Origin of the sequence: Paraferrimonas sedimenticola, from assembly GCF_002282855.1 — a bacterium.
Classification (GTDB): domain Bacteria; phylum Pseudomonadota; class Gammaproteobacteria; order Enterobacterales; family Shewanellaceae; genus Paraferrimonas; species Paraferrimonas sedimenticola.
Genome location: NZ_NRIR01000005.1, coordinates 58,418 through 71,985, shown reverse-complemented (window position 1 = coordinate 71,985; position 13,568 = coordinate 58,418). Strand labels below are relative to the sequence as shown.

The following is a 13,568-nucleotide window of genomic DNA, read 5'->3' as shown; positions in this document are numbered from 1 at the left end:
TAAAGTGGGCTAAGCCGTTGCGCTAGCCCACCATGCATCTAACTCTGAGTAGAGCCAATCTCTCAGTCGCGATTGAACGCTCTCATCAGCGATTTCAATCGGGCAGCGTTCACCAAAGGCCTGCTGCAAAGACTCAATACTGGTGTTATCCCACTCGGGGTGAAATTGAAACGCCAGCACATGCTTGTCAAAACCAAACATCTGGTTGCTACAGACCTCGGAACTGGCCAATAGCCGAGCGCCTTCAGGCAAATCAAAGGTCATACGGTGCCATTGGGGGACTTGCAGCAAATCGCCGTCGGCAAGCGAAAGCGCACACCATCCCTGCTCGTATTCGGCCAACTCGGGGACCGCAGCACCTAGAGCGCTAGCAATCACCTGCGCGCCCAAGCAAATGCCCAGCACTGGCTTACCTGCTGCGATAAAGGTTTTAGCTAAAGCGACTTCAGCCATTAAGCGCGGCGTACCATCGACAATGTTCATTGGCCCACCGAGGATCACTAACGCCGAGTAGTCACCTGAGGGTAAGACATCAGGCCATAAACACATCTCAGGGACTAAGCCCTCGCTCGCAAGCCAAGGCGCTAATCGCCCAAGCCCCTCGGCCGGATGATGCTGTAATACCAGTACTTTGTCTTCCAGAGCTTTGGCAGCAGATTGGCTCATTGCAGATCCCCGGTTTCTAGATAGTGGGTGGTTAACTGCCCATCGCTCAATCCTAGCAACTCAGCCAACTGAGCGTCAGTCGAGTCAATCGCTGCGCGAAAATGCTTAGGTAATTGGCCTTGGTGTTGCACCTTCAACACGCGATCTGTGCCTGGGCGCCCTTGAATGAACAAGGCGTAGTAACTGACAGGGCCATGGTTAAGCAAGCGAAACTCCCCCGCCTCCACGCTTTCTTCACTCAAAACATTACGCAGTATGACCCGCTCAACTGTTACTTGTTGCTGTGTGTGACGCTTTTTGCCACCGCGCTCAAAGTGCCCCTGATACAAATCCCCATGAAACGAATCGCCTTGGCCAAGAGCTGTTAAATCAAACACTTCAGGCGCTAGTGTCCAAATGCCTGCATCGGCGGCTATTTCTGTAATCAGAGCTTGCTGCAGCGTCGAGTTTTGCAAACTCAAACGCAGCACCAGTTGCATGTCATGCGGCTTGTGGAACATAGGTAGGTGAGAGGCAAGCAACTGCTGCCCGTCAGAAAACAGCAGCATACCGTGCATGCCCATTCGCTGCGAGTGGTGCTCATGGGATTCCGAACTCGCCGGTTGGGCGAGGAGTAATAGAGATAGGATCAGGCCAACCAGCCAAGGGTGATTTTTCATATCAAGCTCTTATGTTTGTCATGAAACACAATCGCTGCGATGCGGCTATAGCGCTACAGATGCCGGCACGCATCGGGCGATGCTAGTGGGGCCGTCCCCTGTGGTATGAAGCGGTAAGGTCGTCCTTACTTTCGAGTCAGTATGATAGGGCAATCGGTTTCAGCGCGGCAAGTAATACTGCGACAAGTCGTACCGCAGCAAGCGGGCACAAAAAAGCGCCTTTGCTAACGTGACTAGCACAAGGCGCTTTTCGGTTCTATGCGACGAGCTTAGTGGCTTTCGCTAACCATGTTGATGGTGTACTTAGGAATATCCACCACTAGGTCTTCTTCACCCACTTTAGCCTGACAGCTCAAGCGACTTTCCGGCTCAAGACCCCATGCTTTATCCAGCATGTCGTCCTCTAGCTCATCGCTCTCTTCCAGCGAATCAAAGCCTTCGCGCACCACCACATGACAGGTGGTACAAGCGCATGACTTCTCGCAAGCGTGTTCGATGTGAATGCCGACACGCGCCGCCGCATCAATGATGGTTTCGCCGGTTTGCGCTTCTACTACGGCACCGTCTGGGCAGTGCTCTTCGCTAGGTAAAAAAACCAGGTTAGGCATAGTTATATCTCGTCTACTGAATGCCCGGTCAGGGCTTGTTTAATCGATGCATCCATCCGTTTGGCGGCAAACGCTTGGGTTTGCTCGTCCATGGCTTCGATGGCTTTTTCAATGGCGTCTTTGTCATCGCCCTTGGCCAATTCGGCCAAGGTGCTCAACGACTTATGGATTGCCGCCAGTTCTTGTTCGTTTAGCAGTTGTGCATCCGCCGCAAGCGCAGCCGAAATCGACTCGATCACGCGAGCCGCTTCGACTTGCTGCTCTTTGAGCATGCGCGCTTCGATGTCTTGTTTGGCGTGAGTCATCGAGGCTTTGAGCATGTTGGCGATTTCATCATCGCTTAGACCAAAGGACGGTTTCACCTGAATCGAGGCCTGCACTTCGGAAGACTTCTCCATGGCAGTCACGCTCAACAGGCCGTCAGCATCCACTTGGAAGGTCACGCGAATGTGCGCCGCGCCCGCAGCCATTGGCGGAATGCCCCGAAGCTCAAAACGAGCCAGGCTGCGACAGTCGGCCACCAGCTCACGCTCACCTTGTACCACATGGCAAGCCATGGCGGTTTGGCCGTCTTTAAAGGTGGTAAATTCTTGGGCTCGTGCCACAGGAATAGTGGTGTTGCGAGGAATGATTTTCTCGGTCAATCCACCCATGGTTTCGATGCCTAAAGACAGCGGAATCACGTCCAGTAGTAACAAGTCGCTATCTGGCTTATTGCCCACCAGAATATCCGCTTGAATCGCAGCACCAATCGCCACCACTTTGTCTGGGTCGATGTCTGTTAGTGGCTGGCGAGCAAAGAACTCACCGACTTTCTCGCGCACCAAAGGCACTCGAGTAGAGCCGCCAACCATTACCACTTGCAGCACTTCATCAACGCTAACACCGGCGTCTTTTAAAGTGCGACGACAAGAGCTGATGCTCTTGCGCACCAAGCCTTGAATCAAGGCGTCGAACTGCTCGCGAGTGACATTAAGCTGCAATGCTTCGCCGCCTTCTGGGGTAAACTCAGCGCTAGCACTTTCAGCATCGGTCAGGTCTTGTTTCAGACCTCGAGCCAAGGCCAACAACTGAGTGCTATCCGAAGCCGATAAGTGGCTTAAACCATGCTCAGCGGCCAAGTGCTCAGCCAGCGCTTCGTCAAAGTCATCGCCGCCTAGGGCAGAGTCACCACCGGTGGCTAAAACTTCAAACACGCCTTTGTTGAGGCGCAAAATCGAGATATCAAAGGTACCACCACCAAGGTCGTAAACCGCGATCACCCCTTCTTGGGCCGAATCCAGACCGTAGGCAATGGCCGCCGCGGTCGGCTCGTTGAGCAAACGCAGCACTTTCACGCCTAACAGTTGCGCGGCTTCTTTGGTGCCTTGACGTTGAGCATCGTCAAAATACGCCGGTACGGTAATCACCACACCGTTTAACTCACCGCCTAGAGTGGCTTCGGCAGTGGCCACTAGCGGGCGCAAAATCTCGGCTGACACTTGAATTGGGTTAAGCTGCCCGGCCGCCGTGTTAAACAGCGGCAGACCATTGTCGCTTGCGCTTAGCTCATATGGCGCATTGGGATAACGCGCTTGAACATCGGCCAGTGAGCGGCCCATGTAACGTTTGACTGATGCAATGGTATTGCGTGGATCGGCAACCGCTTGCGCCATGGCCTCACGGCCCACTTGCACACCTGCATCGTGAAAGCGAACCACAGAAGGAATCGATTGCTCGCCGATTGAGTTAGCAAGAGTCTCAGCCTGACCGCTTCGAACCGAAGCCACCAGTGAATTAGTGGTGCCTAGGTCAATCCCGGCCGCCAGCTTTTGTTGATGTGGAGCCGCGCTCTGTCCCGGCTCTGCGATTTGCAATAATGCCATAGCGTAATTTTTGTCTTAAAGCGTATCTTCTAGTTGGTCGAGCTCATTGCTGAGCTTGGCCATGAATTTGAGTTTGCGAACCAACTCGGCGGCGTGGGCATGGGCCTCATCGTTGCCTTGAGCCAAAGCGGTTTTCAGCTCTTGCTCCATTTGCCCGCGCGCTTGGTCAAATTCGCTCGCTAATTCGTCCACTGCTGCAAACGGGTCGCTCGCCGATTTGACCTCATCCATGGCCTCGCGCCAGCTCATTTGCTGCATTAAGAAGCTCATGTCTTTTAGCGTTTCCGATTCGGCAGCTAACTCAACACCGGCTAGCTCTAGTAGGTGCTCGGCGCGGCGAATCGGATTCTTTAGAGTTTGGTAAGCGTCGTTGACCTGAGCGGTCTTTTGCACCGAAAGGCGCCTTTGCGCATCGCTCGCGTCGGCGAATTTGTCTGGATGCACCGCGCGCTGTAGATCGCGATAGCGCTCGGCTAAGCGAGCGCTATCTATGCTGTATTCTTGCGGGATCCCAAAAAGCTCAAAGTAGTTCATGGTCCGTGCTATCAACACCGTTTTGTTGGTTGGGCTGAGCCCATGTTACACGGTAAAACTCTCACCGCAACCGCACTCGCCCTTGGCGTTCGGGTTGTTGAACTTAAAGCCTTCGTTAAGGCCTTCTTTGGCGAAGTCCATTTCGATGCCTTGCAAGTACACCAAGCTCTTGGCGTCAATAATGATGCTGACGCCATTGATGTCAAAGCGCTCGTCGTCTTCGTTTAGCACGTCAACGAACTCCATGACGTAGGCCATACCTGAGCAACCAGAGGTTTTAACCCCCAGTCGCAACCCTAGGCCTTTGCCGCGATTGTCCAAGTACTGCTGAACCCTGGAGGCCGCTGCCTCAGTCATGGTTATAGCCATAGTGTCTCCGGCTTACTTGTCTTGCTTGCTCTTGAAGTCGTCCACTGCCGCTTTAATGGCGTCTTCCGCCAAGATTGAGCAGTGAATCTTAACCGGCGGCAATGCCAGCTCTTCAGCGATATCTGTGTTCTTGATCTCCGCCGCTTCGTCAAGGGTCTTGCCCTTCACCCACTCGGTGACCAGTGAGCTTGACGCAATCGCGCTACCACAACCATAAGTCTTGAACTTGGCGTCTTCGATGATGCCTTGGTCGTCAATTTTCAGTTGCAGTTTCATCACGTCGCCGCATGCGGGTGCACCCACCATGCCGGTGGCAACGTTTGGATCGTTCTTGTCAAAAGAGCCTACGTTACGTGGGTTCTCGTAGTGGTCGATTACTTTTTCGCTATAAGCCATGGTTGTTCTCCCAAATCATCCTTTGCTGAAGCCCACTTAGTGGTGCGCCCATTGCACTGTGTTCAAGTCGATGCCGTCTTGGTGCATTTCCCACAAAGGCGACATTTCACGCAGTTTGCCAATGGAATCTTTAATGGTTTCAATGGCGTAATCTACTTCTTCTTCTGTGGTAAAGCGGCCAACTGAGAAGCGAATTGAGCTGTGCGCCAATTCGTCGTTCAGGCCTAAGGCGCGCAATACATAGCTTGGCTCAAGACTGGCTGAGGTACAGGCAGAACCTGAAGACACAGCAAGGTCTTTTAGAGCCATCATCAGCGACTCACCTTCAACGAAGGCAAAACTGACATTTAGGTTACCGCCGTAACGGGATTCCATATCGCCATTGACATACACTTCATCGATGGCTTTGATGCCGTTAAACAGACGGTCGCGCAGATGACGAACGCGGTCGCCCTCTTGCTGCATTTCTTCTTTAGCAATTCGCGCCGCTTCGCCAAGACCGACGATTTGGTGAGTTGCCAGAGTACCTGAACGCATGCCGCGCTCATGGCCGCCACCGTGCATTTGCGCTTCGATACGCACACGAGGCTTACGGCGAACGTACAGCGCGCCAATGCCTTTCGGGCCGTACATTTTGTGGCCAGAAATTGAGATCAGGTCGATTTTCATGCTCTGCACATCGATTGGCAATTTGCCGGCACTTTGGGCCGCATCGACGTGGAATAATACTTTCTTGCTGCGACACAGCTCGCCAATCGCGGCGATGTCTTGGATAACGCCAATCTCGTTGTTGACGTGCATCAAGCTAACCAAAACAGTGTCTTCACGCATGGCCGCTTCAAGAGTTTCAACCGAAATCAAGCCCTTGTTGTCAGGGTCTAGGTAAGTGACTTCGTAACCTTCGCGCTCGAGTTGGCGACAGGTATCCAGTACCGCTTTATGTTCAGTTTTGCTGGTGATAACGTGCTTGCCTTTCTTCTCGTAGAAGTGGGCAACACCCTTAATCGCAAGGTTGTCGGACTCGGTAGCGCCAGAGGTGAAAACGATTTCGCGCGGGTCGGCGTTAATCAGATCAGCGATTTGATTGCGAGCGATATCCACCGCCTCTTCCGCTTGCCAGCCAAAACGGTGGGAGCGAGAGGCCGGATTACCGAAGTGACCATCCAGGGTCAGATATTTGGCCATCAAATCCGCCACGCGAGGGTCCATAGGACAGGTGGCGGCGTAATCTAAATAGATAGGTAGGTTCATTACCATCTCCAGGAGTACCTAATTCACAACAACTGGCACTCGTCTCAATTTGCGTTCCAAAACCACAACCCACATTGAGCCGTGGCGTTTTTATAATTTGTGTTAAGCGTTAACCGCTTGCTTTTCGCGTTGGTGACGTTGCAAGTCGTCTTGCTGCACTGAGATCCGCTGGATCTCGTGCTGTTCCATCAGATCTGTCAAGCTGATGCCATCGAGAAACGATGCAATGCGCGTACTCAAATCGTCCCACAGAGAGTGGGTCAAACAACGCTCGCCACCTTGACAGTTACCACTGCCGTGACAGCGCGTCGCATCCACGCTTTCGTCAACCGCAGCCACCACATGGCCGATGGCAATTTTTTCTGCCTTGCGGCCAAGAAGGTAACCACCGCCTGGGCCACGCACACTGCTGACCAATTCATTTTTGCGGAGTTTAGCGAAAAGCTGTTCGAGGTAAGATAAGGAGATACCCTGACGCTCAGAGATGTCAGCCAATGGCACGGGGCCATCGCTGGCGTGAATCGCCACGTCTAGCATCGCGGTGACGGCGTAGCGTCCTTTCGAGGTTAGTTTCATAGAATCCACGGCTCCTGATACAACGTGGAGCAATTGCAACATACCTGAGTATTTCAGTCAAGTATTTAACCTAGTAAATCGCTCAAGTATTTTTTAGTTTTGTAACGCCATGTAAATAACCCACGGCAACGCTGGGGTATTTAACCCTTTTATGACCTCTTACACAAGGCTCAAAAGGGATAAAGTTTCACACCTTGACCACATTTTTGTACACCACCCTCAAAAATGAGAACTGGCTCGAAATATCGCCGCGGAGTTAGCGGTTTGAGGATTTGCTCTCGGCGCGTTTAATCGCCTTTTCGACCGACGATAAAATCCCGCGAAGAATGTTCATCTCGGGTACTTCCGGTCGAGCCTTGGTAAACAAACGACGCAGCTTAGCCATGATTTGACCTGGGTGGGCTTGGACGATAAAACCTGTGGTATTCAGGGTGGATTGCAAGTGCTCATAAAAGCGCTCTAGGTCTTCGCCGCTTGGGTACTCGGTCTCGTCCAGTTCGGGCTTGGCTTGCTCAAGCGCGAGTGACGCCATGCGCACTTCGTAGGAAATAATTTGTACCGCTTGAGCTAGGTTGAGACTAGAGTACTCAGGGTTGGCAGGGATCGCCAAATGATACTGAGCCAATTGCAACTCGCTATTACTCAGCCCAGAACGCTCACGGCCAAACACGACTGCGACTGGTGCACTGTGAGCCTGCGCCGCTAACTTCTCGCCAGCGCCTCTGGGTTCTAGCATGGGCCAATCCAAACCGCGGCGGCGGGCAGAGGTCGCCACGACCAGACGGCAATCAGCCACGGCTTGCTCAAGGGTGTCTACGATCTGCACATTCTGCAGAATGTCAGAAGCACCAGCGGCCAAGGCCACCGCCTTGCCGTCGATCTCGGTTTGTGGGTCGACTAATACCAGTTGTGACAAGCCCATGGTTTTCATGGCTCGCGCCGCCGAGCCAATATTGCCCGGGTGGGTGGTGCCCACTAATACCACTTTGACTTGCGCTAACATCGACTATCTCCAGTAACCCAGGGTTGATTGGCCGCGATTCTAGCACAGCGACACACAATCACCACACAACCTGAATTTTACCTTTTGCTATCCTTGCCTATGGCTGGTGCAAGCAAGTATCGCCTTTTGACTATTTCACCCGAGTCAAAATCCTGATAGACTTGCGCCGTTTTTTAAACCGTTCTTTTACAGCCAAGGGTATTCTCTATGCATCCTATGATGACGATAGCGGTCCGTGCTGCGCGCGCCGCAGGCACTGTGATCACTCGCGCTTACGCGCAAATGGACAAGGTTAAGGTCGAAGCTAAAGGTCAAAATGACTATGTTACTAGTGTCGATAAAGAGGCCGAACAAGCCATTATTTACAATATTCACAAAGCCTATCCAGACCATCGCATCGTAGCTGAAGAAAGCGGCGAAACCCATGGCGAGTCCGATGAGTACCTATGGATCATCGATCCCCTCGACGGTACCACCAACTTTGTACAAGGTATTCCACACTTCGCAGTATCCATTGCCCTTCAGGTCAAAGGAAAAACCGAGGTGGCTGTAGTTTATGACCCACTGCGCGATGAGCTATTTAGCGCGACTCGCGGCCAAGGTGCGCAAATGAACGGTTTCCGCATCCGCGTTCCTCAAAACAACGAATTGGCTGGCGGCATCGTAGCCACCGGCTTCCCGTTCAAAGCGCGTCAGCACACCGACACCTACATGACTTTACTTGGCGAAATGTTCAGCCACGCCGCCGATATGCGTCGCGCCGGCTCTGCCGCTCTGGATTTGGTCTACACCGCTGCTGGTCGTTTGGACGGTTACTTTGAGCTATGCCTAAAGCCTTGGGACATTGCCGCCGGTGAGCTAATTGCCCGCGAAGCCGGAGCCATGGTGACCGACATCAATGGTGGTCACAACTACATGAAGTCTGGCCACATCGTTGCCGGTGGCCCTAAGGTGACTCAAGCCATGCTAAAAGCCATGCGCCCTCACCTGTCTGAAGCCCTTAAGCTGTCTTAAGTCGAGCCTCAAAAAACAAAGCCGCCTGATGGCGGCTTTGTTGTATCTGCGACAAGGGTTTACTTATCGCCTTTTTCCAACGCTAAGTGATTAATCAAGGCGGCGAACTCTTCGAGTGAGCGCATCTCTTGCATGTTAATCAAATACTTTTCGTTGACCACAAAGCTTGGCACGCTGCGCACACCAAAGGCTTTCTCTTGCTTGGCCCACAGCTTCATTTTGGCTTCGGTCTCGGCACTATCGGCAATTGCATCGTAATCGCTAACGTCCACACCTTTGGCTTTAAAAATGGCTTTAATGTCGTCGCGGCTTTCTACCACGATATCCAACGCATCTTCGTGCTCACCGTGATCGTGACCATGGTCATGACCGTGATGATGGTCGTGGCCGCTGCCCGCCTGAACCGTGGCAAACATGGTTTTAACCAATTTGTCAGTGACGCCTTTTTCCTGCATAACAATCAAAGAGCGAATCACTTCGTAACCAATCTCTGAACGCATGAAATCCACGTGAGCGGTATCAAACGCAATTTTTGAGTCCATGTAGGTTTTGATGAAGGGCAAGTACTGAGTCTCCATGTTGTAGCAATTGCCACAATAGAAGGAGAAGAACTCGGTCACTTTTGGTGTCGCTGAGCCTGGCTCATCGGTCATATTGAAGTAATGTTTGCCCTGAATAAAATCAGCGGCACCGGCTAGCATCGGCGCTAGCGCAAGCAACAGAGCGGCAGCTTTGGTTTTCATGTTTGATATCAATCCTTACTTTGATTTTGATGGCAGACTAAACCTTGAACCCAATCCAAGGTCAATCAATACAGTTCGCCCAATGGCAAAATCTTGAGTCAGAGCACAAATTAACCCGCCGGTTGTACCTGCTGACTCTTCCACGCCTCTGTATTGTACAAAGGCACAGAGGTCAGGCTGTGTTTGTGCGAGCCCTGCACTTCCTTAGTGGAATAGGAAATATACAGCAGAGTCTGATGAGTTTGGTCGTAGATTCTGCGAATTTTTAGCGACTTAAACAGAATGCTTTTAGAAGCTTTAAAAATCACTTCACCGGATTTGCTCTGATCAATCTTGGCCAACATAGGCGCGGTAATCGGGCCGGTTTGACGACATGCAATGCCCATATCCGACGGGTCTGCCAGGTTCAAATTGGCTTTAATATGGCTGATATGACAAGTGACCCCTGGGATATCAGGGTCGACAAAGGCTTCGACTTTGATGTCCTTGGTGGTGAACAGGCCTAAACTCACATCGGCGACTTCGTCGTTAGAACAAGCTGTTAGCCCAAGTGTCGCCATAGCGGCTAACAAAAGAGTACCAATAGAACACCGAGTCATAACAATTTTCCTTTGAACATGATTTGGGTCACAGAGTTTGACCCCAGCAAGCTAAGCTTTTTCAGTACACTTAGGCTAAAGCAAACCCTCGCAGACGCAAGGATCCGTCAGCAATGAATTTATATCAAAAATACGGCGTGACCAGCTTGAAGGTGGTTGAGCACGCGATTTTAATCCTGATCACCATAGCTACCATCATAGCCATTGGGCAAGAGATGATGCACATAGTTAACGTCAAACGAGTGATGTTGGCCGACTTGCTGTTGCTGTTTATCTATCTTGAAGTGTTGGCCATGGTAGCCAACTACGCCGAAAGCGGCAAACTGCCGATTCGAATGCCTATCTACATTGCTATCGTTGCGCTAGCGCGCTATCTGATTCTGGATATGAAGGGCATGGACGACTGGAAAATCGTGGCAATTTCAGCCTCGACCTTAATACTGGCAGCCACTGTATTGGTGATCCGTTACGGCCAGTTGGAGTTTCCCTATCCCAGAGGGGGCAAGAACCGGCGCATCGACAATTACGACGATGACTAATCACAAAAAAGGCGCCCATCGGCGCCTTTCTTCAAACACTTGTCGGCTCAATGAAACACTAGTGCTGACAGATGCGATCGCGAGCAGTTTCAACGCCTTCATCGGATTCGATGAATTTTCCTTTGCGCTCCAAGAAAGCAATGATGCCTTCGATGCTCAGGTCCTGAGCGCTACAGGTGTGGAATTTGGCTTGCTCGCCAAATTGATTGGCCAACAGCTCCGCCAGCTCAGCTTTGGTCACTGGACGCCCCAATTCCAACATGAACTCCATCACGCGATGGCCATGGATTGACTCATTCATAGTACACTCTCTAATTAAGGTATCGATTAATGTTAAGCGGAGACGCTAGTCCCATGGTGCTCACCCTGTTGCTGATGCAACAAATGTGCGTTTACTTGGTAATAGCTTACCTACTCAGTAAAACGCCACTGTTCAAGCCTTTGGTAGAAAACTCTACTCGGCTGCCACATAAGGCGATCATATACGCTGTGTTTTCGCTTTTCTGTGTGCTAGGTACCTTTTTTGGGGAGCAAGTTAACGATGCGATTGCCAACACTCGAGCGGTAGGCGCCATACTGGGCGGGCTGCTTGGCGGCCCTATTACAGGATTTGCGGTGGGGCTCACCGGCGGCTTGCATCGATACAGCCTTGGTGGCTTCACCGATCTGGCCTGTGCCATTTCAACCACTTTAGAAGGCTTAATGGCCGGTTTGCTGGCCAGCTATCTGCAGCGCCAAGGCAAAGCCGATTTACGCTTTAATCCCTTTGTGGTTATCGCCTTAGGGATTTGTGCTGAGTTACTGCAAATGGCGATCATTCTCGCGGTCGCGCGTCCCTTTGAAGACGCTTGGGAGTTGGTCAAAGTCATTGTTATCCCCATGACTCTGGTCAACGCCATTGGCGCAGCCATGTTTATGAGTATTGTGCGCGATAGAAAAACCATGGTGGACAAGATTTCCACCGTGTTTTCCGCCCAAGCCCTCAAAATCGCCGAGCGCAGCGTCGGTTTGTTTGCGAAAGAGTTCAACCAGCAAACCTGTGAGCAAATGGCGCGAATTATTATTGAAGAAACCAAAGTAGGCGCGGTGGCGATCACCGACCGCGACAAGCTATTGGCCTTCATCGGCCAAGGTGCCGATCACCACTTGCCTGGCCGCCCCATCGCCTCGGAAATCACCCAAGAAGCCATTAAGCACAATCAAGTGATGTTTGCCGACGGGGTTGAACACCACTACAAGTGCTCAATTGACCCCAAGTGCCCCTTAGGCTCAAGCCTAGTGATTCCTTTGGGTGATCATCATCGCGTGATTGGCACCATTAAGCTATACGAGCCCAAGAACAAGTTGTTTCTGAACATCAACCGCACTCTAGGTGAAGGTATCGCGCGACTCTTGTCGAACCAGATTCTGTACGGTCGCTTTGAGCACCAGAAAAACCTGCTGGTGCGCTCGGAGCTCAAACTACTGCAAGCTCAAGTGAATCCACACTTCTTGTTTAACGCGCTCAATACTGTAGCGGCGATCACCCGCAACGACGCCGCCAAAGCTCGCGAATTGCTGGGCCATCTATCGCAGTTTTTGCGCCAAAATCTCAAGCGCAACCAAAAGCTGCTAACCCTCAAAGAAGAACTTGAGCACATCGACTCCTATCTGAAAATCGAAAAAGCCCGATTTATGGAGCAATTGCAGGTCAGCATCGAGGTGCCTGAAGCGCTGCAAAACGCGCTTGTACCAACTTTTACTTTGCAGCCTTTGATAGAAAACGCCGTGAAGCACGGTACAAGTCAACTACTAGAGCAAGGCCACATCAAGGTTCAAGCACAGAAACAAGGCGAAATATTACTGCTCAGCGTAGAAGACAATGCAGGCTTGTATGAGGCCGGAGGCAAAGGCGGTTTGGGCATGCAAATTGTGGCCAAACGCTTGCGCGCCGAGTTTGGCGAAGACGCGGATTTAAGCGTAGAATGCCAGCCCGACCAATTCACTCGAGTGACCGCCACTCTTAGCTATCGCGAACAAGGAGCAACTGCGTGATTCGATGTTTGATTATCGATGATGAACTCAACGCTCGCGAAGAGCTTAAAGCGAGCTTAGCCGAGCACTCGGACATCGAGGTTATTGCCGAGGGCGCCAACGCTTTTGAGGGCATCAAGCTCATCAACCAGCACCAGCCAGACTTGGTGTTTTTAGACATTCAAATGCCGAGGATATCAGGGCTTGAGATGCTGTCGATGATCGACGACCAAGACTTACCTCGAGTGGTTTTTGTGACTGCTTACGACGAGTACGCGGTACAAGCCTTTGACGCCAACGCCTTTGATTATTTGCTAAAGCCCATTGAACCCAGTCGCTTGGAGCGCAGTCTCGAGCGAGTGCGCGCTAATCTAACACCTCAGGCTATCGAACCTTTGGTATCGCCCAAGTTAGCTAGCGTGCCTTGCTATAACCAAAATCGCTTGCGGGTACTCAAGCCCGAGCAAATTGATTTTGTCTATTCTGACGTAGGCGGTGTACACGTGGTCAGTGGCGATATCGAACACCACACGCAATTGACCCTCAAAGTGCTCGAGCAGAAAACCGACCTGATTCGCTGCCACCGCCAATACCTTGTGCGCTTAGAGGCCATCGCCGAAATCTCAGTTAACGAAGGCGGTGCCGGCGGTATGATTACCTGCCATTCTGGCCGCCAATTACCCATCTCCCGTCGCTACCAAAAAGGCATAAAACAAGCGATGGGCTTTTAGGA

General features: G+C 51.8%; 17 protein-coding genes. 4 read left to right on the top strand and 13 right to left on the bottom strand.

Annotated features, from left to right (window positions below):
- Positions 1 to 9: 9 nt before the first annotated feature.
- The 10 genes from CLC93_RS09890 to trmJ form a co-directional block, all read right to left on the bottom strand.
- Positions 10 to 666, bottom strand: coding sequence for a type 1 glutamine amidotransferase (locus tag CLC93_RS09890; protein WP_095505808.1), 657 nt, complete (start codon positions 664 to 666; stop codon positions 10 to 12).
- Positions 663 to 1,325: a hypothetical protein gene (locus CLC93_RS09885; RefSeq protein WP_095505807.1), complete on the bottom strand. Its 663-nt coding sequence runs from the start codon at positions 1,323 to 1,325 to the stop codon at positions 663 to 665. Before CLC93_RS09885 ends, CLC93_RS09890 begins: the two co-directional genes overlap by 4 nt.
- 269 nt (positions 1,326 to 1,594) lie before the next feature.
- Complete coding sequence (gene fdx / locus CLC93_RS09880) at positions 1,595 to 1,933, bottom strand: ISC system 2Fe-2S type ferredoxin (protein WP_095505806.1); 339 nt, start codon at positions 1,931 to 1,933, stop codon at positions 1,595 to 1,597.
- A gap of 2 nt (positions 1,934 to 1,935) precedes the next feature.
- Positions 1,936 to 3,798 carry a Fe-S protein assembly chaperone HscA gene (gene hscA / locus CLC93_RS09875; protein WP_095505805.1) on the bottom strand — a complete coding sequence of 621 codons (1,863 nt, stop codon included), beginning with the start codon at positions 3,796 to 3,798 and terminating at the stop codon, positions 1,936 to 1,938.
- A 15-nt stretch (positions 3,799 to 3,813) separates the two neighbouring features.
- On the bottom strand, positions 3,814 to 4,332 hold the full coding sequence (gene hscB, locus CLC93_RS09870; RefSeq protein WP_095505804.1) for a co-chaperone HscB: 519 nt from the start codon (positions 4,330 to 4,332) through the stop codon (positions 3,814 to 3,816).
- Positions 4,333 to 4,377: 45 nt separating this feature from the next.
- On the bottom strand, positions 4,378 to 4,701 hold the full coding sequence (iscA, locus tag CLC93_RS09865) for an iron-sulfur cluster assembly protein IscA (protein ID WP_095505803.1): 324 nt from the start codon (positions 4,699 to 4,701) through the stop codon (positions 4,378 to 4,380).
- A gap of 12 nt (positions 4,702 to 4,713) precedes the next feature.
- Positions 4,714 to 5,097 carry a Fe-S cluster assembly scaffold IscU gene (gene iscU / locus CLC93_RS09860; protein WP_095505802.1) on the bottom strand — a complete coding sequence of 128 codons (384 nt, stop codon included), beginning with the start codon at positions 5,095 to 5,097 and terminating at the stop codon, positions 4,714 to 4,716.
- 36 nt (positions 5,098 to 5,133) lie between these two features.
- Complete coding sequence (locus tag CLC93_RS09855) at positions 5,134 to 6,348, bottom strand: IscS subfamily cysteine desulfurase (RefSeq protein WP_095505801.1); 1,215 nt, start codon at positions 6,346 to 6,348, stop codon at positions 5,134 to 5,136.
- Positions 6,349 to 6,450: 102 nt separating this feature from the next.
- Positions 6,451 to 6,924, bottom strand: coding sequence for a Fe-S cluster assembly transcriptional regulator IscR (gene iscR / locus CLC93_RS09850; RefSeq protein WP_095505800.1), 474 nt, complete (start codon positions 6,922 to 6,924; stop codon positions 6,451 to 6,453).
- Positions 6,925 to 7,180: 256 nt separating this feature from the next.
- Entirely contained in the window at positions 7,181 to 7,927 is a 747-nt protein-coding gene (gene trmJ, locus CLC93_RS09845) for a tRNA (cytosine(32)/uridine(32)-2'-O)-methyltransferase TrmJ (RefSeq protein ID WP_095505799.1), read from the bottom strand.
- Between the two features lie 207 nt (positions 7,928 to 8,134).
- Here trmJ and suhB point away from each other — a divergent pair, with 207 nt between their 5' ends.
- Positions 8,135 to 8,941, top strand: coding sequence for an inositol-1-monophosphatase (suhB, locus tag CLC93_RS09840; protein WP_095505798.1), 807 nt, complete (start codon positions 8,135 to 8,137; stop codon positions 8,939 to 8,941).
- 59 nt (positions 8,942 to 9,000) lie between these two features.
- On the opposite strand, the gene CLC93_RS09835 is transcribed toward suhB, so the two are convergent.
- Both CLC93_RS09835 and CLC93_RS09830 read right to left on the bottom strand, forming a co-directional pair.
- Positions 9,001 to 9,684 (bottom strand): thiol:disulfide interchange protein DsbA/DsbL, encoded by a 684-nt coding sequence (locus CLC93_RS09835; RefSeq protein WP_095505797.1) that lies wholly within the window; start codon positions 9,682 to 9,684, stop codon positions 9,001 to 9,003.
- Positions 9,685 to 9,794: 110 nt separating this feature from the next.
- Positions 9,795 to 10,283, bottom strand: coding sequence for a CreA family protein (locus CLC93_RS09830; protein WP_095505796.1), 489 nt, complete (start codon positions 10,281 to 10,283; stop codon positions 9,795 to 9,797).
- Between the two features lie 113 nt (positions 10,284 to 10,396).
- Between CLC93_RS09830 and CLC93_RS09825 the strand changes: the two genes are divergently transcribed.
- Positions 10,397 to 10,822, top strand: a complete 426-nt coding sequence (locus tag CLC93_RS09825) for a phosphate-starvation-inducible protein PsiE (RefSeq protein WP_095505795.1) — start codon at positions 10,397 to 10,399, stop codon at positions 10,820 to 10,822.
- A 58-nt stretch (positions 10,823 to 10,880) separates the two neighbouring features.
- On the opposite strand, the gene CLC93_RS09820 is transcribed toward CLC93_RS09825, so the two are convergent.
- A complete protein-coding gene (locus CLC93_RS09820) occupies positions 10,881 to 11,123 on the bottom strand; it encodes a YecH family metal-binding protein (RefSeq protein WP_095505794.1) in 243 nt (80 codons plus the stop codon).
- Positions 11,124 to 11,176: 53 nt separating this feature from the next.
- Here CLC93_RS09820 and CLC93_RS09815 point away from each other — a divergent pair, with 53 nt between their 5' ends.
- Both CLC93_RS09815 and btsR read left to right on the top strand, forming a co-directional pair.
- Positions 11,177 to 12,856: a sensor histidine kinase gene (locus CLC93_RS09815; protein WP_095505793.1), complete on the top strand. Its 1,680-nt coding sequence runs from the start codon at positions 11,177 to 11,179 to the stop codon at positions 12,854 to 12,856.
- Entirely contained in the window at positions 12,853 to 13,566 is a 714-nt protein-coding gene (gene btsR, locus CLC93_RS09810; RefSeq protein ID WP_095505792.1) for a two-component system response regulator BtsR, read from the top strand. The genes CLC93_RS09815 and btsR overlap by 4 nt, the downstream gene beginning before the upstream one ends.
- Positions 13,567 to 13,568 lie beyond the last annotated feature (2 nt).